The sequence below is a fragment of the Pseudomonas sp. P8_241 genome (assembly GCF_034008315.1).
Taxonomy (GTDB): domain Bacteria; phylum Pseudomonadota; class Gammaproteobacteria; order Pseudomonadales; family Pseudomonadaceae; genus Aquipseudomonas.
In genome coordinates this window covers 1,073,163-1,091,266 of sequence record NZ_CP125377.1, presented here as the reverse complement: position 1 = coordinate 1,091,266, position 18,104 = coordinate 1,073,163, and the positions used below count along the sequence as shown (strand labels likewise).

Annotated in this window: 18 protein-coding genes; 5 read left to right on the top strand and 13 right to left on the bottom strand. The window is 59.6% G+C overall.

What is annotated here, in order from left to right; all coding sequences use genetic code 11:
* Entirely contained in the window at window positions 1–2,100 is a 2,100-nt protein-coding gene (gene pta, locus QMK58_RS04805) for a phosphate acetyltransferase (RefSeq protein WP_053154638.1), read from the top strand.
* A complete protein-coding gene (locus QMK58_RS04800) occupies window positions 2,101–3,003 on the top strand; it encodes an acyltransferase (protein ID WP_320395943.1) in 903 nt (300 codons plus the stop codon).
* 152 nt (window positions 3,004–3,155) lie between these two features.
* Here the strand turns inward: QMK58_RS04800 and cysN are convergent, their stop codons facing one another.
* The 3 genes from cysN to QMK58_RS04785 all read right to left on the bottom strand — a co-directional run bounded on the left by cysN (window position 3,156) and on the right by QMK58_RS04785 (window position 7,001).
* Window positions 3,156–5,054: a sulfate adenylyltransferase subunit CysN gene (gene cysN / locus QMK58_RS04795; protein WP_053154632.1), complete on the bottom strand. Its 1,899-nt coding sequence runs from the start codon at window positions 5,052–5,054 to the stop codon at window positions 3,156–3,158.
* Between the two features lie 9 nt (window positions 5,055–5,063).
* Window positions 5,064–5,981 carry a sulfate adenylyltransferase subunit CysD gene (gene cysD, locus QMK58_RS04790; protein WP_053154630.1) on the bottom strand — a complete coding sequence of 306 codons (918 nt, stop codon included), beginning with the start codon at window positions 5,979–5,981 and terminating at the stop codon, window positions 5,064–5,066.
* A gap of 261 nt (window positions 5,982–6,242) precedes the next feature.
* The gene (locus QMK58_RS04785) at window positions 6,243–7,001 is read right to left on the bottom strand and encodes a Nif3-like dinuclear metal center hexameric protein (protein ID WP_053154628.1); all 759 of its coding nucleotides are present in this window, start codon (window positions 6,999–7,001) and stop codon (window positions 6,243–6,245) included.
* A 103-nt stretch (window positions 7,002–7,104) separates the two neighbouring features.
* On the opposite strand from QMK58_RS04785, the gene algW reads away from it, so the two are divergent.
* A complete protein-coding gene (gene algW / locus QMK58_RS04780; RefSeq protein WP_053154626.1) occupies window positions 7,105–8,271 on the top strand; it encodes a Do family serine endopeptidase AlgW in 1,167 nt (388 codons plus the stop codon).
* A gap of 116 nt (window positions 8,272–8,387) precedes the next feature.
* Here the strand turns inward: algW and hisC are convergent, their stop codons facing one another.
* The 10 genes from hisC to QMK58_RS04730 all read right to left on the bottom strand — a co-directional run bounded on the left by hisC (window position 8,388) and on the right by QMK58_RS04730 (window position 16,329).
* Window positions 8,388–9,440 carry a histidinol-phosphate transaminase gene (gene hisC / locus QMK58_RS04775; RefSeq protein ID WP_053154623.1) on the bottom strand — a complete coding sequence of 351 codons (1,053 nt, stop codon included), beginning with the start codon at window positions 9,438–9,440 and terminating at the stop codon, window positions 8,388–8,390.
* A gap of 2 nt (window positions 9,441–9,442) precedes the next feature.
* Entirely contained in the window at window positions 9,443–10,768 is a 1,326-nt protein-coding gene (hisD, locus tag QMK58_RS04770) for a histidinol dehydrogenase (RefSeq protein ID WP_320395942.1), read from the bottom strand.
* Window positions 10,769–10,893: 125 nt separating this feature from the next.
* Window positions 10,894–11,529: an ATP phosphoribosyltransferase gene (gene hisG, locus QMK58_RS04765; RefSeq protein ID WP_007970278.1), complete on the bottom strand. Its 636-nt coding sequence runs from the start codon at window positions 11,527–11,529 to the stop codon at window positions 10,894–10,896.
* A 129-nt stretch (window positions 11,530–11,658) separates the two neighbouring features.
* Window positions 11,659–12,924: a UDP-N-acetylglucosamine 1-carboxyvinyltransferase gene (murA, locus tag QMK58_RS04760; RefSeq protein ID WP_053154618.1), complete on the bottom strand. Its 1,266-nt coding sequence runs from the start codon at window positions 12,922–12,924 to the stop codon at window positions 11,659–11,661.
* 22 nt (window positions 12,925–12,946) lie between these two features.
* Complete coding sequence (locus QMK58_RS04755) at window positions 12,947–13,186, bottom strand: BolA family protein (RefSeq protein WP_053154615.1); 240 nt, start codon at window positions 13,184–13,186, stop codon at window positions 12,947–12,949.
* Window positions 13,187–13,300: 114 nt separating this feature from the next.
* Window positions 13,301–13,606, bottom strand: coding sequence for a lipid asymmetry maintenance protein MlaB (locus QMK58_RS04750; protein ID WP_053154612.1), 306 nt, complete (start codon window positions 13,604–13,606; stop codon window positions 13,301–13,303).
* A complete protein-coding gene (locus QMK58_RS04745) occupies window positions 13,603–14,244 on the bottom strand; it encodes a phospholipid-binding protein MlaC (protein ID WP_053154610.1) in 642 nt (213 codons plus the stop codon). The genes QMK58_RS04750 and QMK58_RS04745 overlap by 4 nt, the downstream gene beginning before the upstream one ends.
* An 11-nt stretch (window positions 14,245–14,255) precedes the next feature.
* A complete protein-coding gene (mlaD, locus tag QMK58_RS04740; protein WP_053154608.1) occupies window positions 14,256–14,723 on the bottom strand; it encodes an outer membrane lipid asymmetry maintenance protein MlaD in 468 nt (155 codons plus the stop codon).
* A complete protein-coding gene (mlaE, locus tag QMK58_RS04735) occupies window positions 14,723–15,520 on the bottom strand; it encodes a lipid asymmetry maintenance ABC transporter permease subunit MlaE (protein WP_053154606.1) in 798 nt (265 codons plus the stop codon). The genes mlaD and mlaE overlap by 1 nt, the downstream gene beginning before the upstream one ends.
* A complete protein-coding gene (locus tag QMK58_RS04730) occupies window positions 15,520–16,329 on the bottom strand; it encodes an ATP-binding cassette domain-containing protein (RefSeq protein WP_053154604.1) in 810 nt (269 codons plus the stop codon). The genes mlaE and QMK58_RS04730 overlap by 1 nt, the downstream gene beginning before the upstream one ends.
* Window positions 16,330–16,604: 275 nt before the next feature.
* Here QMK58_RS04730 and QMK58_RS04725 point away from each other — a divergent pair, with 275 nt between their 5' ends.
* Both QMK58_RS04725 and QMK58_RS04720 read left to right on the top strand, forming a co-directional pair.
* On the top strand, window positions 16,605–17,579 hold the full coding sequence (locus QMK58_RS04725) for a KpsF/GutQ family sugar-phosphate isomerase (RefSeq protein WP_053154602.1): 975 nt from the start codon (window positions 16,605–16,607) through the stop codon (window positions 17,577–17,579).
* Entirely contained in the window at window positions 17,579–18,103 is a 525-nt protein-coding gene (locus QMK58_RS04720) for a KdsC family phosphatase (RefSeq protein WP_053154600.1), read from the top strand. The genes QMK58_RS04725 and QMK58_RS04720 overlap by 1 nt, the downstream gene beginning before the upstream one ends.
* Window position 18,104 lies beyond the last annotated feature (1 nt).

Genomic DNA, 18,104 nt, shown 5'->3' with positions numbered 1-18,104 from the left:
ATGCAAACTTTTTTTATCGCACCCACCGATTTTGGTGTGGGTCTGACCTCCATCAGCCTCGGGCTGGTGCGCACCCTTGAGCGGGCCGGGCTCAAGGTCGGTTTTTTCAAGCCCATCGCCCAGCCGCACCCGGGTGACACGGGGCCGGAACGATCCACTGAACTGGTTGCCCGCACTCACGGTTTGAAACCGCCTCAACCCTTGGGCCTGGCCCATGTCGAGCGCATGCTTGGCGACGGTCAGCTGGATGAGTTGCTCGAAGAAATCATCACCCTTTATCAGCAAGCCGCCATCGGCAAGGACGTGCTGATCGTCGAAGGCATGGTCCCGACCCGCAGCGCCAGTTACGCCGCACGGGTGAACTTGCACTTGGCCAAAAGCCTGGACGCCGAGGTGATCCTGGTCTCGGCACCGGAAAACGAAGTGCTGACCGAGCTGTCTGGTCGCGTTGAGTTGCAGGCACAATTGTTCGGTGGACCGAAGGACCCGAAGGTGCTCGGCGTGATCCTCAACAAGGTCAAGACCGACGAAAGCATGGAGGCCTTTGCCTCACGCCTCAAAGAGCATTCGCCGTTGCTGCGTAGCGGGGATTTCCGTCTGCTGGGCTGCATCCCGTTCCAACCGGAGCTGAACGCCCCGCGTACCCGCGACGTGGCCGACCTGATGGGGGCCCAGGTGCTCAACGCCGGCGACTATGAAACCCGGCGCATGACCAAGATCATCATCTGCGCCCGCACCATGCGCAACACTGTGGAGCTGCTCAAGCCCGGTGTGCTGGTAGTGACCCCCGGCGATCGCGACGACATCATCCTCGCCGTCAGTCTCGCGGCCATGAATGGCGTGCCCCTGGCTGGCCTGTTGCTGACCAGCGACACCCTGCCCGACCCGCGCATCATGGACCTGTGCCGTGGCGCTCTGCAGGCCGGTCTGCCGGTATTGTCTGTGAGCACCGGCTCCTACGACACCGCCAACCAGTTGAACGGCCTGAACAAGGAAATCCCGATCGACGACCGCGAGCGTGCGGAAATCATCACCGATTTTGTCGCGAGCCATCTGGACGCCAACTGGCTGCACCAGCGATGCGGCACCCCAAGGGAGATGCGACTGTCACCCGCGGTGTTCCGCTATCAACTGATCCAGCGTGCTCAGGCCGCCAACAAGCGCATTGTATTGCCCGAAGGCAGCGAGCCACTCACCGTACAAGCCGCGGCAATCTGTCAGGCCCGCGGCATCGCACGCTGCGTGTTGCTGGCCAAACCCGAGGACGTGCAAGCCGTCGCCCGCGCCCAGGGAATCGAGCTGCCGCCAGGATTGGAAATACTTGACCCGGACTTGATCCGCGAACGCTACGTCGAGCCGATGGTGTCCTTGCGCAAGAGCAAAAGCCTCAACGCCCCGATGGCAGAACAGCAACTCGAAGACACTGTGGTGATCGGCACCATGATGCTGGCGCTGGATGAAGTCGATGGCCTGGTGTCAGGCGTCATTCACTCCACCGCCAACACCATCCGCCCTGCTCTTCAACTGATTAAAACGGCGCCGGGCTGCACCTTGGTGTCTTCGGTGTTCTTCATGCTGTTTCCCGAAGAAGTGCTGGTCTACGGTGACTGCGTCATGAACCCGCACCCGAGTGCCAGCGAACTGGCCGAGATTGCCCTGCAAAGCGCGGATTCGGCAGCGGCCTTCGGCATCACGCCACGGGTCGCGATGATCAGTTACTCCAGCGGAGAATCGGCCAGTGGTGAAGAAGTCGAAAAGGTCCGCGAAGCGACCCTCCTTGCCCATGAGCAGCAAAACTCGCTGCTGATCGACGGCCCATTGCAGTACGACGCCGCCGCCAACGAAACCGTCGCCCGGCAACTGGCGCCAAACAGTCAGGTGGCGGGTCGCGCCACGGTGTTTGTGTTCCCCGACCTCAACACCGGCAACACCACCCACAAAGCCGTGCAGCGCAGCGCCGATTGCGTCAGCCTCGGTCCGATGCTGCAAGGCCTGCGCAAACCGGTGAACGATTTACCGCGCGGCGCGCAGGTCGACGATATCGTCTACACCATCGCGTTGACCGCGATTCAAGCCGCCAACCGACCTATGGATGTTTAAATGCTGGATTTTCTACCTGCACCGTTGCGCGGCGTGATCGCTGCGTTGTTGTTGGCCCTGAATACGATTTTGCTTTGCTCGTTTCTGTTCTGTGTAGCGCTCGTCAAGGTGCTGCCGTTCGCCCTCACCCAGCGGCTCGCGGGCTGGTTGATGAACCACACCCACGAAGCCTGGATCAGCCTCAACAAGGGCTGGATGAATCTGGTGCGGCGTACACGCTGGCACGTCAGCGGCCTGCAAGGCCTGGACTATCAGCACTCGTACCTGATCACCAGCAACCATCAGAGCTGGGTCGATATCCTGGTGCTGCAGTACGTGCTCAATCGGCACATTCAGCCGCTGAAGTTTTTTCTGAAACAGGAGCTGATCTGGGTACCGGTGATTGGTCTGGCGTGGTGGGCGCTTGGCTTTCCGTTCATGAAGCGCTACTCCAAGACCTATCTGGAGAAGCACCCGGAGAAGAAAGGCAAGGACCTGGAAACCACCCGCAAGACCTGTGCGAAGTTTCGCAACAACCCGGTGGGCATCTTCAATTTCGTCGAAGGCACGCGCTTCACCGAGGGCAAGCACAAGCAACAGCAATCACCGTTCAAGTATCTGCTCAAGGCCAAGGCCGGCGGCATTGCCTTTGTCCTGGATGCCATGGGTGAGCAGCTTGAATCGCTGGTCAACGTGACCATCCACTACCCTGCCGGGCGTCCCGGCTTCTGGGACTTGTTGTGCGGGAACGTTGCGGACGTGGTGGTGCACTTTGAAAAGTTGAAGATTCCGCCGCAGTTCATCGGTAAGAACTACGATCAGGACGGTGAATACCGACTTCAATTCCAGGGTTGGATCAATCAGCTGTGGCAGGACAAGGACGCGTTGCTGGAACAGATGCATCGGGAGTATCCGAAGATTTAAGATCAAAAGATCGCAGCCTTCGGCAGCTCCTACATTGGTTCGGCGTACATCCTGTAGGAGCTGCCGAAGGCTGCGATCTTTTGTCGATCTGAAAGACACAAAAAACCCGCTGATGATCACTCATCGGCGGGTTTTTCATTGACGGCTAAGGCTTAGATCGCACCACGCTCACGCAGCAGATCCAGCACTTGCTTGACGCTTTCTTCCAGCGACACGGACTGGGTGTCGATCACCAGATCGGCATCCAGCGGCACGTCGTACGGGAAGGATTCGCCCGGGATGTTATCCCCGGCTGCCGCGTACAGACCTTGTGGATCACGCTCGGCGCAAACGGTTGGCGAGGCCTGGACGTAGACCGTCAGCAGACGCTCCTTGCCGATCAGTTCCCTCGCCTGTTCACGACCTTCGGCACTCGGCGCAACGAACGCTGCCAGGGTCAGCAAACCAGCTTCGTTGAACTGACGCGCAACATGCGCGGCACGACGCCAGTTCTCGGTACGCCCGGCGCGATCCTGTGGCAGACCTTTGTTCAGGTCGTGACGCAGGTTCTGGCCATCGAGCACGAACACCGCACGACCCAGGTCGAACAGCTTGCGTTCAACCGCATACGCCAGGGTGCTTTTACCCGCGCCCGACAAGCCGCTGAACAACACGGTGGCCGGTTGCTGACCGAAGCGCTGTGCGCGTTCTTCGGTGGCGACGTGAGCCAGTTTGCCATGGTGCGTGCTGGTGCCATGGGCCAAAGGCTGGGCGACGATCATGCCCGCGCCAACGGTGCCGTTGGTCAAGCGGTCGATGATGATGAACGCGCCGGTGGTGCGGTTGCTGTCGTAACCGTCGAGGGCAATCGGCGCATCGAGCGCGATCTTGACCTTGCCGATTTCGTTGAGCTGCAACGCGCTGGCCGGGCCTTCTTCGAGCGTGTTGACGTCGACCTTGTTGACGATGCTGGCGATGGAGCCCGGCACGTAACTGGTGGCGCGTTTGATGTCGTATTTCTTGCCCGGCAGCATTGGCTCTTCAGCCATCCACACCAGCATCGCTTCGAAGCTGTCGGTCACCGGCGGCACGTTGTCGGCATGCACCAACAGGTCGCCACGGGAGATATCGATTTCGTCTTCCATGGTCAGCGTGACTGCCTGACCAGGACCTGCGTGCTCCAGCTCACCTTCGAAGGTGACGATGGATTTCACGCGGCTGCTCTTGCCCGACGGCAGCACAACCACTTCGTCGCCTTTCTTGACGATGCCGCTGGCGAGGGTGCCGGCGAAACCGCGGAAATTCAGGTTCGGACGGTTGACGTACTGCACCGGGAAACGCAGGTCGGTGAAGTTGCGATCGCCCGCCACTTCCACGGTCTCGAGAATTTCCATCAGCGACTGGCCGGTGTACCACGGCGAACGCTCGGACTTGTTCACCACGTTGTCGCCCTTCAAGGCCGACATCGGCACGAAGTGCATCGTGGTGGGCTTCATCTTCAAGCCTTCGGCAAACTGCAGGTAATCGGCCTTGATCGACTCGAACACGCCCTGGTCGAAGTCCTTGAGGTCCATCTTGTTGATGGCCACGACGATGTGCTTGATGCCCAGCAGCGAGGCGATGAAGCTGTGGCGACGTGTCTGGGTCTGCACGCCGTAACGGGCGTCAACCAGGATGATCGCCAGGTCACAGGTGGACGCACCGGTGGCCATGTTGCGGGTGTACTGCTCATGGCCGGGGGTGTCGGCGATGATGAATTTGCGCTTGGCGGTGGAGAAATAGCGGTACGCGACATCGATGGTGATGCCTTGCTCACGCTCGGCCTGCAGGCCGTCGACCAGCAAGGCCAAGTCGATGTCTTCGCCGGTGGTGCCGACTTTTTTCGAGTCGCGGGTGATCGCTTCCAGGTGATCTTCGTAGATCATCTTGGAGTCGTGCAGCAAGCGCCCGATCAGGGTGCTCTTGCCGTCGTCGACGTTACCGCAGGTCAGAAAGCGCAGCAGCTCTTTACGTTCGTGCTGGCCCAGGTAGGCGAGGATGTCCTCGCTGATCAAATCAGATACGTGCGACATGACAACCCCTTAGAAATAACCCTGACGTTTTTTGTCTTCCATGGAGCCGGCGCCATCGTGGTCGATGACACGGCCCTGGCGCTCGGAAGTTCGCGTCAGGAGCATTTCCTGAATGATGTCCGTGAGGCTTTCGGCCTCAGACTCCACCGCGCCCGTCAACGGGTAGCAACCAAGGGTACGGAAACGCACTTTCTTTTTGACGATGCGGGCTTTGTCTTCATCGCTCAGGTGTTCGAGGATGCGCTCGTCGTCGATCATGATCAGCGTGCCGTTCTTCTCGATGACTTCACGCTCAGCGGCGAAGTACAGCGGGACGATCGGGATGCCTTCCAGATAGATGTACTGCCAGATGTCCAGCTCGGTCCAGTTCGACAACGGGAACACACGAATGGATTCGCCCTTGTTGACCTTTCCGTTGTAGACGTTCCACAACTCGGGCCGCTGATTTTTCGGGTCCCAGCGGTGCTTGCTGTCGCGGAACGAGTACACGCGCTCTTTGGCACGGGATTTCTCTTCATCGCGACGGGCACCGCCGAATGCTGCGTCGAAACCATATTTGTCGAGAGCCTGTTTCAGGCCTTCGGTCTTCATGATGTCGGTGTGTTTGGCGCTGCCGTGGGTGAACGGGTTGATGCCCTGCGCAACGCCTTCCGGGTTAACGTGGGTGATCAGGTCCAGGCCCAGCTCGGCGACCATCTTGTCGCGGAAGCTGTACATCTCCTGGAATTTCCACTGGGTGTCGACGTGCATTACCGGAAACGGCAGCTTGCCTGGGAAAAATGCCTTGCGTGCCAGGTGCAGCATCACGGCGGAGTCTTTACCGATCGAGTACAGCATCACCGGGTTGTCGAACTCGGCGGCCACCTCGCGGATGATGTGGATGCTTTCCGCCTCCAGCTGTTTCAGATGCGTCAGTTTGTCGACCATGGCTACTCACGAAATCTTTCTTATGAACGGCCAGCGGGCCGTGTTCGAGCGGGGAATCCTAGCACAGCGACCTCTTCTAATCAGGACGCCAACTAGATCGAAAGAGCATATGAATATGCCCGCTCGTTTGGGCGGTACGGAGCTTCTGTAGGAGCGAGCAGGCTCGCGATGGTCGTCAACGATAACGCTGCAAACCTGACCCCCAGTGTTGTTCTCAGGTTCATCGCGAGCATGCTCGCTCCTACAGTGTCGCGTTCACCGTCAGATCGGATTCGGGCAATCGATGAAGATGTGCTCAAGGGCGAAGCGCCGCGCCAGGTAATCGCCCAGCGCCTGAATGCCATAGCGTTCGGTGGCATGGTGACCGGCAGCGATGAAGCTGATGTCGTTTTCCCGGGCGCTGTGAAAGGTTTGCTCCGACGCCTCGCCGCTGAGGTACAGGTCGACGCCTGCCAACACCGCTTGATCGATATAGCCCTGCCCACCGCCGGTGCACCAGCCGACCCGACGGATCATGTTGCTGCCTTCAATCAACAGTGGCTCACGTCCCATGACTTCCTGCACACGGCGGGCGAAATCGCGAGGGGTCATCGGTTCGTTCAGCGAGCCGACCAGGCCAACAATTTTCAGGTTGTCGGGGTCCAGTGGGCCTTCGACAGTTATGTCCAGTTGACGTGCCAACTGCACGTTATTGCCAACATCCGGGTGCAGATCCAGCGGCAAGTGATAGGACAGCAGGCTGATGTCATGCTTGAGCAAGGTCTTCAAGCGACGCTGTTTCATGCCGGTGATGCACGGGTTTTCGCCCTTCCAGAAGTAACCGTGGTGGACCAGTACCAGATCGGCATTGGCCTCGACGGCGGCATCGAGCAAGGCCTGACTGGCCGTGACGCCACTGACGATGCGCATCACCTGCGGCCGCCCTTCGACCTGCAGGCCGTTGGGGCAGTAATCGGCAATTTTCGAACTGCCGAGGTAACGGTCGGCTTCTTCGACCAGGGTGCTCAGGGCGACGGCCATAAAAGACTCCTAAATATCCCGTTCAGAGGCACGCGTGGCCTCGTATAATGCGCGTCATTATGAGCGGTCTCATACCGCCTGCAACTCTCTCAGGACGTGCTTAATGCTCAAGGCGCTGCGTTTTTCCGGCTGGCCGCTGTTGGCCGGCGTGCTTGTCGCTCTGTTAATCATCCAGCGTTACCCGCAGTGGGTCGGGCTTCCCAGCCTCGACGTGAACCTGCAACAGGCCCCGCAGACCACCAGCATGCAGCAGGGCCCGGTGTCTTATGCGGAGGCGGTGACCATCGCCGCGCCGTCCGTGGTGAACCTGTACACCACCAAAGTCATCAACAAACCCAACCATCCGCTGTTCGAGGACCCACAGTTCCGGCGCTTCTTCGGCGACAACTCGCCCAAGCAGAAGCGCATGGAATCGAGCCTCGGCTCCGGCGTGATCATGAGCCCGGAAGGCTACATCCTGACCAACAACCACGTGACCAGCGGCGCCGACCAGATCGTGGTGGCCCTCAAGGATGGGCGTGAAACCCTGGCCCGAGTGATCGGCAGCGACCCGGAAACCGATCTCGCGGTACTGAAAATCGACCTCAAGACCCTGCCTTCGATCACCGTCGGACGCTCCGACAACATCCGCATCGGCGACGTCGCGCTGGCCATCGGCAACCCGTTCGGCGTAGGCCAGACCGTGACCATGGGCATCATCAGCGCCACCGGCCGCAATCAGTTGGGCCTGAACAATTACGAAGACTTCATCCAGACGGACGCCGCCATCAACCCCGGCAACTCCGGCGGTGCATTGGTCGACGCCAACGGCAACCTGACCGGTATCAACACGGCGATTTTCTCCAAGTCCGGTGGCTCCCAGGGCATCGGCTTTGCCATCCCGGTCAAACTGGCCATGGAAGTGATGAAGTCGATCATCGAGCACGGTCAGGTGATTCGTGGCTGGCTGGGTATTGAAGTGCAGCCACTGAGCCAGGAACTGGCGGAATCCTTTGGTCTCTCGGGGCGTCCGGGCATTGTGGTCGCCGGGATCTTCCGCGACGGTCCGGCGCAAAAAGCCGGCCTGCAACTGGGCGACGTGATTCTCGCCATCGACGGCGAACCGGCTGGTGACGGACGTCGCTCGATGAACCAGGTGGCACGGATCAAACCGACCGACAAAGTCACGATCCAGGTAATGCGCAACGGCAAGGAATTGAAGCTCACCGCGGAAATAGGCTTGCGTCCGCCGCCGGCTCCGGTCAAGGAAAAGGAAAAGGAAGAAAACTAAGCAAACCGCACGAGCCCTTGCAGGAGCGAGCTTGCTCGCGAAGGTGTATCAGTCGACATCACTGTGTCTGAGAAACCATCGCGAACAAGCTCGCTCCTACAGAGGGCAGCGGTGTTTTAGAGATCGCCTAAACCATCGATCAACGCCTGATTCTGCTCTGGCGTGCCAATGGATATCCGCAAGAACTGGGCGATCCGTTCCTGTTTGAAGTGCCGAACGATTACACCTTGCTCACGCAACTTCGCCGCCAGGCCTGCCGCATCGTGCTGCGGGTGACGGGCAAAAATGAAGTTCGCCGCCGACGGCAGGACTTCAAAACCCTTCGCCTGCAACTGCCCAATAACCTTCTCGCGACTGTCGATGACCAACTGGCAGGTCTTGTCGAAATACTCGCGATCCTCGAACGCCGCAGCCGCTCCGACAATCGCCAGACGATCCAGCGGATAGGAGTTGAAGCTGTTCTTGATGCGTTCCAGCGCTTCGATCAAGTCCGGATGCCCGACCGCCAGGCCAACCCGCAGGCCAGCCAGGGAGCGGGACTTGGACAACGTCTGGGTCACCAGCAGATTCGGATAACGGTCTACCAGGGTGATTGCCGTTTCACCGCCGAAATCGATGTAAGCCTCGTCCACCACAACCACGGAATCCGGGCTGGCCTTGAGGATCTGCTCCACCGCTTCCAGCGCCAACAGGCAACCGGTCGGTGCGTTCGGGTTGGGGAAAATGATCCCGCCGTTCGGCTTGGCATAGTCCGCCGGGTTGATCTGGAACCGCTCGTCCAGCGGCACCGCGTCGAACTTGATGCCGTACAACCCGCAGTAGACCGGATAGAAGCTGTAGCTGATGTCCGGGAACAGCAGCGGCTGATCGTGTTGCAGCAGACCATGGAAAATGTGCGCCAGGACTTCGTCGGAACCATTACCGAGGAACACCTGATTACCTTGCACGCCGTAATACCTGGCAACGGCTTGCTTAAGCACATCGCTGTTCGGGTCCGGGTACAGACGCAGGTTGTCGTTGAGTTCGGCTTGCATCGCGACCAAGGCTTTGGGCGATGGGCCGTACGGGTTTTCGTTGGTATTGAGCTTTACCAGTTTGGTCAGCTTCGGCTGCTCGCCCGGTACGTAAGGCACCAGATCCTTGACGAACGGACTCCAGAATTTACTCATGTTCAGTTTCCCTTTTGTTCGTCAGCGATGCGGTATTCGGCGCTGCGGGCGTGAGCGGTCAGCGACTCGCCACGGGCCAGTACGGACGCGGTCTTGCCCAGAACGGAGGCGCCCTGCTCGGAGCAGAAGATGATCGACGAGCGCTTCTGGAAGTCGTACACACCCAAGGGTGAAGAGAACCGCGCGGTCCCGGAAGTCGGCAGCACGTGGTTGGGACCGGCGCAGTAATCGCCCAGCGCCTCAGAGGTGTGGCGGCCCATGAAGATGGCGCCGGCGTGGCGGATCTGCGGCAGCCAGGCTTGTGGATCGGCGACAGACAATTCGAGGTGCTCCGGCGCGATGCGGTTGGCGACTTCGATGGCTTGCTCCATGTCGCGCACCTTGATCAGCGCCCCACGCCCATTGATCGAGGTCTCGATGATAGCGGCGCGCTCCATGGTCGGCATCAGCTTGGTGATGCTCGCAGCGACCTTGTCGAGGAACTCGGCGTCGGGGCTGACCAGGATTGCCTGGGCGTCTTCGTCGTGCTCGGCCTGGGAGAACAGGTCCATGGCGATCCAGTCCGGATCAGTCTGGCCGTCGCACACCACGAGGATTTCGGACGGGCCGGCAATCATGTCGATACCGACCTGGCCAAACACGTGGCGCTTGGCGGTGGCGACATAAATGTTGCCCGGGCCGACCACTTTATCGACCTTCGGCACGCTTTCGGTGCCGTAAGCCAATGCAGCAACGGCTTGAGCGCCACCGATGGTGAACACGCGGTCAACGCCGGCGATGCAGGCCGCGGCCAGCACCAGTTCGTTGATTTCACCGCGCGGGGTTGGCACTACCATGACCACTTCGGTAACGCCGGCGACTTTGGCCGGAATCGCGTTCATCAACACCGACGACGGGTACGATGCCTTGCCACCTGGTACGTACAGGCCGGCGCGGTCCAGCGGCGTGACTTTCTGGCCCAGCACCGTGCCGTCGGCCTCGGTGTAGCTCCAGGAGTCCTGCTTCTGTTTTTCGTGGTAGCTGCGTACACGAGCCGCGGCGACTTCCAGAGCTTCACGCTGAGCTACGGAGATGCGGGTAAGCGCCAGTTCCAGACGCTCACGCGGCAGGATCAGGTCGGCCATGGATTTCACGTCCAGCCCGTCGAACTGCCGGGTGAAGTCCACCAGTGCCGCGTCGCCACGCTCACGCACGGCCTTGATGATGTCCAGCACTCGCTGATTGACCGAGTCGTCAGACACACTTTCCCAGCTCAGCAGATGATCCAGATGATGCGCGAAATCCGGGTCAGCAGCGTTGAGTCGGCGAATTGCAGTCGGTGCGGTCATAGCGAGAGCCTCATAGGAATGGCAAAAACTCAGGCGCCCTAACTTAGCAGTCGTTTCCGCTTGGGCACCTGAGATTCTGGCTATGAGGCGGATAGACGGGCGCGACTCAAGGTCGCGCAGGTGAATCAGCCGCGGTGTCGAGACTCCACTGCCTTGCGCAGGGTGTCGATCAACGCCTGGATACGGGCGTGCTGCATCTTCATCGAAGCTTTGTTGACGATCAGCCGGGAGCTGATAGCGGCAATGAAATCCTGTGGCTCCAGGCCGTTGGCCCGCAGCGTGTTGCCGGTGTCGACCACGTCGATGATCTTGTCGGCCAGACCGATCAGCGGTGCCAGTTCCATCGAGCCATACAGCTTGATGATATCGACCTGACGACCTTGCTCGGCGTAGTAGCGCTTGGCAACGTTGACGAACTTGGTGGCGATGCGCAGACGACCCTTGGGCTCGACGGCGCCGACTTTACCGGCGGTCATCAGCTTGCACTGGGCAATCTGCAGGTCCAGCGGCTCGTACAGGCCCTGGCCGCCGTATTCCATCAGCACATCCTTACCCGCGACGCCAAGGTCGGCGGCACCGTGCTCGACGTAGGTCGGCACATCGGTAGCACGCACGATCAGCAGACGGACGTCGTCCTGGGTCGTGGGGATGATCAGCTTGCGGCTCTTGTCCGGATTCTCGGTCGGCACAATGCCCGCTTCAGCCAGAAGCGGCAATGTGTCGTCAAGGATGCGGCCCTTGGACAGTGCGATAGTCAGCATGGGAAACGTCAGCCCTTAATCAGGAATCTTATGCCCGGTCGCAAACGGCGCCGGACACGCGTCGAGCCGGAAACCGGCTCGACCTTCAACAAATCCATTGGGCACGTCCTTGTGCCCGCGCAGCAAAAACTAGCCCGGAACGCGGCGGATCTTGGCGCCCAGCATCTGCAGTTTCTCTTCGATGCACTCGTAGCCACGGTCTATGTGGTAGATGCGATCGATCAGGGTGTCGCCTTCGGCGATCAGTGCCGAAATCACCAGACTGGCCGAAGCACGCAGGTCGGTGGCCATGACTGGCGCGCCCTTGAGTTTTTCGATACCGGTGACAATGGCGGTGTTGCCTTCGACCTGGATGTGAGCACCCATGCGATGCAGTTCGTAAACGTGCATGAAGCGGTTTTCGAAGATCGTCTCGATCACAGCGCCCGTACCTTCGGCAATGGCGTTGAGGGAGATGAACTGCGCCTGCATGTCAGTCGGGAATGCCGGGTATGGAGCGGTCCGCACGTTGACGGCTTTTGGCCGCTTGCCGTGCATGTTCAGCTCGATCCAGTCTTCGCCACAGGTAATTTCGGCACCGGCTTCGCGGAGTTTTTCCAGCACGGCTTCGAGAATCGTCGGATCAGTGTCCTTGACCTTCACTCGGCCGCCGGTCACGGCAGCGGCCACCAGGTAGGTACCGGTTTCGATACGGTCTGGCATCACTTTGTAAGTGGTGGTGTGCAAACGCTCGACGCCATCGATGGTGATGGTATCGGTGCCGGCGCCGGAAACCTTGGCGCCCATGGCGTTCAGGAAGTTTGCCAGATCGACAACTTCCGGCTCGCGCGCAGCGTTGGCCAGGACGCTACGGCCCTTGGCCAAGGCAGCGGCCATCATGATGTTTTCGGTACCGGTCACACTGACGGTATCGAAGAAGAAGTGTGCACCGCGCAGGCCGCCTTCAGGCGCCTTGGCCTTGATGTAGCCGCCTTCGACATCGATGACCGCACCCATGGCTTCCAGGCCTCGGATGTGCAGGTCAACCGGACGCGAACCGATGGCGCAACCGCCAGGCAGCGCGACTTCGGCTTCGCCAAAACGGGCGACCATCGGACCCAGTACCAGAATCGACGCACGCATGGTTTTAACCAGTTCGTACGGAGCGATCAGGGTCTTGATGGTGCGCGGGTCGATTTCGACGGACAGCTTCTCGTCGATCACCGGCTCGATCCCCATGCGACCGAACAACTCGATCATGGTGGTGATGTCGTGCAGGTGCGGCAGGTTGGCAACAGTCACGGGACCGTCGCACAGCAGCGTGGCCGCCAGGATCGGCAGGGCAGAGTTCTTTGCCCCGGAGATGCGGATTTCGCCGTCAAGACGAGCACCGCCAGTAATAATCAATTTATCCATAAGAATCTCGACGCCCTTGGGCTCAGGTGCGCTCGGCCCAGGCCGCGCTGCTGAAAAATTTCATAGTAACCGCATGGATGCTGCCATCGGTGATCCACGGGTTCAAATGGGCATAGATCTGCTGCTGACGCTTCACCGGGCTCAACGCCGCCAGTTCATCGCTAATCACGTTCAGCTGGAAATTGCAGCCTTCGCCCTCGACTTCTACTATCGTTCCGGGCAGCTTTCCTTCAAGGAAGCTCTTCACTTCTACGGCCTGCATGCTCAACCTCAATCGGCGCCCTGTGCGCACGGGTCGGACATCATACAAAAAAGCCCCGCGCCTGCGAACCCCGCGGAGCAGGACTCTGACGGGGGGCTTTTTTGTCGATGCGGGTTAGGGATGCGTCAACAGCTCGGTCAGCTCACTGACCTGGGCGATTTCACGCATGTCTTCTGGCATCCCGCGGATGCTCAGGGCCTTGCCGGCCGCCTGGGCATCGCGCATGAAACACAGCAACAATGACAGACCGACGCTGCTGGATTTGGTCACCGCCGAACAGTCAACCACCACCGCTGCTGCATTGCTGGCCTTGATCAGCGCCTGACCCTGCTCGCGCAAACCCGGGCCGCTGCGGTAATCCAGCACGCCACTGAGCCGCAGCTCGCCGGCGTCGTCCATCAAGACGGCCGACTCACTCATTGGGTTTGCTTCTCGGTGGATTCCTTGGCCTTGGCGACTTCACCGGCCCAACCATTGATGGTCTTGTCCAGGTCGTTGCCATTGCGCTGCATTGCGTCGGCGAATTGATCGCGAAACAGCTTGCCAATGTTGATGCCATTGATAATGACGTTACGCAGTTTCCACTCGCCATTGATCTTTTCCAGCGTGTAGGAAACCGGGTAGATTGCGCCGTTACTGCCCTTGACGGTCATGCCGACACTGGTGCGGTCGCCCGACTCGTCCTTGGCAGGATCAACGACGATGCCCTGGTTGTTGTACTCCAGCAAGGCATTGCCATAGAACTGGAACAGACCCTTTTTGAAGTTTTCTTCAAAGGTCTTCATTTGCGCAGGTGTGGCTTTGCGCGAGTATTTGACCGTCATGATGCTCTTGGAAATACCTTCGGCATCCACGACAGGCCCGACAATGCTGTCCAGTGCAGCATAGAAATCCTGCGGATCCTGCTTGTACTTCTCTTTATTGGCCGCCAGATCGGCGAGCAAACGGTTGGTAGTGTCCTGTACCAGTTCATGCGCTGAAGGCGCCGCCACGGCATTGGCCACCAACGGCAGCGCCGCCAGTAAAACCATCAGGCCACGTCGCAAGGTAGAGATCATTTAACAGTTCCTCATTTGGCGTCTTTGCTAACGGTATTGAGCAGGAATTTACCAATCAGGTCTTCGAGCACCAGCGACGACTGGGTGTCGTGGATGGTTCCACCGTCCTTGAGCAGGGCGTCTTCGCCGCCCACGCTGATACCGATGTATTTCTCGCCCAACAGACCAGCGGTCAGGATAGAGGCAGTGGAATCAGCAGGCAGGTTATCGACGCGCTTTTCCAGCTCCAGGGTCACCCGACCGGTAAAACTGTCGCGATCCAGATCGATCGCGGTAACTTTGCCGATGGTTACACCGGCCATGGTCACTTTGGCTCTGACCGTCAAACCGGCGATATTGTCAAAGTACGCGTAAAGTTTATAGGTATCGGTGCTCGGGCTCGGGGACAGTCCACTGACCCGCAACGCCAACAGCAGCAACGCCAGGATGCCAGCCAGCAAGAAAAGGCCGACACCGATTTCCAGGGTGCGGTTTTGCATCAGAAATCTCCAAACATCAAGGCAGTCAGAATAAAGTCCAGGCCGAGCACTGCCAAAGAGGCATATACAACGGTCTTGGTGGTGGCACGGCTGATCCCCTCGGAAGTGGGGTCACAGTCATACCCTTGGAATACGGCAATCCAGGTCACGACAAAGGCAAAGACAATGCTTTTGATGATCCCGTTAAGCACATCGTCAGCGAAGGTCACGCTGTTCTGCATGTTCGACCAGTAGGAACCTTCGTAGACACCCAGCCAATCGACAGCCACCCATGAACCACCCCAGATACCCACCACGCTGAAAATCATGGCCAGCACCGGCAGGGAAATGAAGCCGGCCCACAGGCGCGGGGCGATGATGTACTTGAGCGGGTCGACCCCGATCATTTCCAGGCTGGACAACTGTTCGGTGGACTTCATGTTGCCGATTTCGGCCGTCAGCGCCGAGCCGGCACGCCCGGCGAACAGCAAGGCGGTCACTACAGGTCCCAGCTCTCGCAGCAGCGTCAGTGCGACCATTTGCCCGACGGCCTGCTCGGATCCGTAGCTCGACAGGATGTTGAACCCTTGCAGCGCCAACACCATGCCGATGAAAACGCCGGAGACCACGATGATCACCAGGGACATCACGCCCACCGAATGCAGTTGTTTGACCAGCAACCCGAAACCGCCACCGATACCGCCACGACCCAACAGGGCATGGAACAGGAACAGTGCCGAGCGCCCAAATACCGCCAGCACGTCGATACCGGCCTGGCCGAAGCGGCGTATGCGCTCTATCAATGAAATTCTGCGCATCAGCGCTTCCCCAGAAGATCTGCGCGGTAATCCGTCGCTGGAAAGTGGTACGGAACCGGACCATCGGGATCACCCGTCATGAACTGACGAATGCGCGGCTCATCCGAATTCATCAACTCGTCAGGCGTGCCCTGCCCCAACACCTGGCCGTCACCCACTACATAGATGTAGTCCGCAATGCTCGCGGTCTCGGCGAGGTCGTGGGAAACCACGATACTGGTGATGCCCAGCGCATCGTTGAGCAGGCGGATCAGGCGCACCAATACGCCCATGGCGATCGGGTCCTGGCCGACAAAGGGCTCGTCGTACATGAGAATCTGTGGATCGAGGGCGATCGCCCGCGCCAGCGCGACACGACGCTTCATGCCGCCAGACAATTCATCTGGCATCAGGTCGATAGCGCCACGCAGACCCACGGCCTGCAATTTGAGCAGGACGATGTCGCGGATCATTTCTTCCGGCAGAGCGGTGTGGACGCGCAGCGGAAAGGCCACGTTCTCGAACACGTCGAGATCGGTGAACAGCGCGCCACTCTGGAACAGTACGCCCATGTGCTTGCGGGCATCGAACAGATCACTGCGCGACAGCTTCGGCAGGTTCTGCCCGTTGACCCAGACTTCGCCCCCGGTAGGTCGCAATTGCGCACCCATCAGGCGCAGCAACGTGGTCTTGCCGCATCCGGAAGGCCCCATGATGCCGGTGACTTTGCCACGCGGGATACGGATATCGACGTTATTGAAAATGCTGCGCGCACCGCGCTTGAAGGTCAGTCCCTTCAGCTCGACCGCGTAGGCGTTATCGGCACTCATCTAAACTCCTTGCGATGCAGCCTCTCACTCGGACGCCTGACTTTCTGACGAAAGCACATACCTTCCGGGCAGGCCGAACTGGCGGCGAACTATATCACTGCAACGGCTGCGCGCCCAAGGCCAATGCCGGGCCATATTCCGCGCAAAGTGAAGCAAAAGGCTTCATTTAGAGGGATTCAGTAACAAGGAGTGACAATGGGCAACGAACTAGCGTGAGGGATTCGATCATAACCGCTATAATCGCCGCCTTTTCATCGGGCTATACGATTTCAGACATGAGCCAATCCAGCGACCTGATTCAATCGGCACAACGCACCATCCGCCTCGAGGTAGAAGCCGTACAAGGCCTGCTACCCCATATCGACGCAGATTTCGTACGCGCTTGCGAGATGATTCTGGCCAGCAAAGGCCGCGTGGTCGTGGTTGGCATGGGCAAGTCCGGGCACATCGGCAACAAGATCGCCGCCACCCTGGCGAGCACCGGCACCACGGCTTTTTTTGTCCATCCGGCCGAGGCCAGCCATGGCGACATGGGCATGATCACCCGTGACGACATCATTCTGGCGCTTTCCAACTCCGGCTCCACCAATGAAATCGTGACCCTGCTGCCACTGATCAAGCGCTTGGGCATCCAGCTGATCAGCATGACCGGCAACCCCGCCTCGCCACTGGCCAAGGCCGCCGAAGTCAATCTCAACGTTCGAGTCGAGCACGAAGCCTGCCCGCTGAACCTGGCCCCTACTTCCTCGACCACCGCAGCACTGGTGATGGGCGACGCCCTGGCCGTTGCCTTGCTGGAGGCCCGTGGCTTTACCGCCGAAGATTTCGCTTTTTCTCATCCCGGCGGCGCCCTTGGCCGACGCCTGTTGCTGAAAGTTGAAAATGTCATGCACGCCGGCCAAGAGCTGCCGCAGGTACAGCGCGGCACTCTGCTCAAGGACGCCTTGATGGAAATGACCCGGAAAGGCCTCGGCATGACAGTAATCCTGGAGAACGATGGCAAACTGGCCGGGATCTTCACCGACGGCGACTTGCGCCGCACACTGGACCGCAGTATCGATATCCACACCGCTACTATCGACCAGGTCATGACAGCTCACGGCAAGACTGCCCGAGCCGAGATGCTCGCCGCCGAAGCGCTGAAAATCATGGAAGATCACAAAATCAACGCACTGGTCGTGGTCGATAACGAAGACCGCCCGGTCGGCGCCTTGAACATGCACGACTTGTTGCGTGCGGGAGTAATGTAATGAATACGGACCTGCTGCAACGCGGCAAACAGATCAAGCTGGCGGTGTTCGACGTCGACGGCGTTCTCACTGACGGTCGCCTGTACTTCCTCGAAGACGGCAGTGAGTTCAAGACGTTCAGCACCCTCGACGGTCAAGGCATCAAAATGCTCATGAACGCTGGCGTCGAGACCGCGATTATCAGCGGCCGCAAGACCCCCGTGGTTGAGCGTCGGGCGAAGAACCTCGGCATCCCGCACCTGTTTCAGGGACGCGAAGACAAACTGGTCGTTCTCGACGGTCTACTGGAGCAGCTAGGCTTAAGCTATGAACAGGTCGCCTATCTCGGCGACGATCTGCCGGACCTGCCGGTGATTCGCCGCGTCGGCCTGGGCATGGCGGTGGCCAATGCTGCCAGCTTTGTGCGCGAACACGCCCATGGCATAACCCTGGCCCGTGGTGGCGAAGGCGCCGCCCGCGAATTCTGCGAATTGATCCTGCGCGCCCAGGGCCGCCTCGATGCGGCCAACGCCGCGTACCTGTGAG

Bases quoted from the DNA above. Each gene is read 5' to 3' on its own strand.
- QMK58_RS04725 (WP_053154602.1), top strand. From the start codon at position 16,605: ATGAGCCAATCCAGCGACCTGATTCAATCGGCACAACGCACCATCCGC.
- QMK58_RS04750 (WP_053154612.1), bottom strand. From the start codon at position 13,606: ATGAGTGAGTCGGCCGTCTTGATGGACGACGCCGGCGAGCTGCGGCTC.
- mlaE (WP_053154606.1), bottom strand. From the start codon at position 15,520: ATGCGCAGAATTTCATTGATAGAGCGCATACGCCGCTTCGGCCAGGCC.
- QMK58_RS04730 (WP_053154604.1), bottom strand. From the start codon at position 16,329: ATGAGTGCCGATAACGCCTACGCGGTCGAGCTGAAGGGACTGACCTTC.
- pta (WP_053154638.1), top strand. From the start codon at position 1: ATGCAAACTTTTTTTATCGCACCCACCGATTTTGGTGTGGGTCTGACC.
- algW (WP_053154626.1), top strand. From the start codon at position 7,105: ATGCTCAAGGCGCTGCGTTTTTCCGGCTGGCCGCTGTTGGCCGGCGTG.
- murA (WP_053154618.1), bottom strand. From the start codon at position 12,924: ATGGATAAATTGATTATTACTGGCGGTGCTCGTCTTGACGGCGAAATC.
- QMK58_RS04800 (WP_320395943.1), top strand. From the start codon at position 2,101: ATGCTGGATTTTCTACCTGCACCGTTGCGCGGCGTGATCGCTGCGTTG.
- hisG (WP_007970278.1), bottom strand. From the start codon at position 11,529: ATGCTGACTATCGCACTGTCCAAGGGCCGCATCCTTGACGACACATTG.
- QMK58_RS04720 (WP_053154600.1), top strand. From the start codon at position 17,579: ATGAATACGGACCTGCTGCAACGCGGCAAACAGATCAAGCTGGCGGTG.
- cysN (WP_053154632.1), bottom strand. From the start codon at position 5,054: ATGTCGCACGTATCTGATTTGATCAGCGAGGACATCCTCGCCTACCTG.
- hisC (WP_053154623.1), bottom strand. From the start codon at position 9,440: ATGAGTAAATTCTGGAGTCCGTTCGTCAAGGATCTGGTGCCTTACGTA.
- QMK58_RS04755 (WP_053154615.1), bottom strand. From the start codon at position 13,186: ATGCAGGCCGTAGAAGTGAAGAGCTTCCTTGAAGGAAAGCTGCCCGGA.
- cysD (WP_053154630.1), bottom strand. From the start codon at position 5,981: ATGGTCGACAAACTGACGCATCTGAAACAGCTGGAGGCGGAAAGCATC.
- hisD (WP_320395942.1), bottom strand. From the start codon at position 10,768: ATGACCGCACCGACTGCAATTCGCCGACTCAACGCTGCTGACCCGGAT.
- QMK58_RS04745 (WP_053154610.1), bottom strand. From the start codon at position 14,244: ATGATCTCTACCTTGCGACGTGGCCTGATGGTTTTACTGGCGGCGCTG.
- mlaD (WP_053154608.1), bottom strand. From the start codon at position 14,723: ATGCAAAACCGCACCCTGGAAATCGGTGTCGGCCTTTTCTTGCTGGCT.
- QMK58_RS04785 (WP_053154628.1), bottom strand. From the start codon at position 7,001: ATGGCCGTCGCCCTGAGCACCCTGGTCGAAGAAGCCGACCGTTACCTC.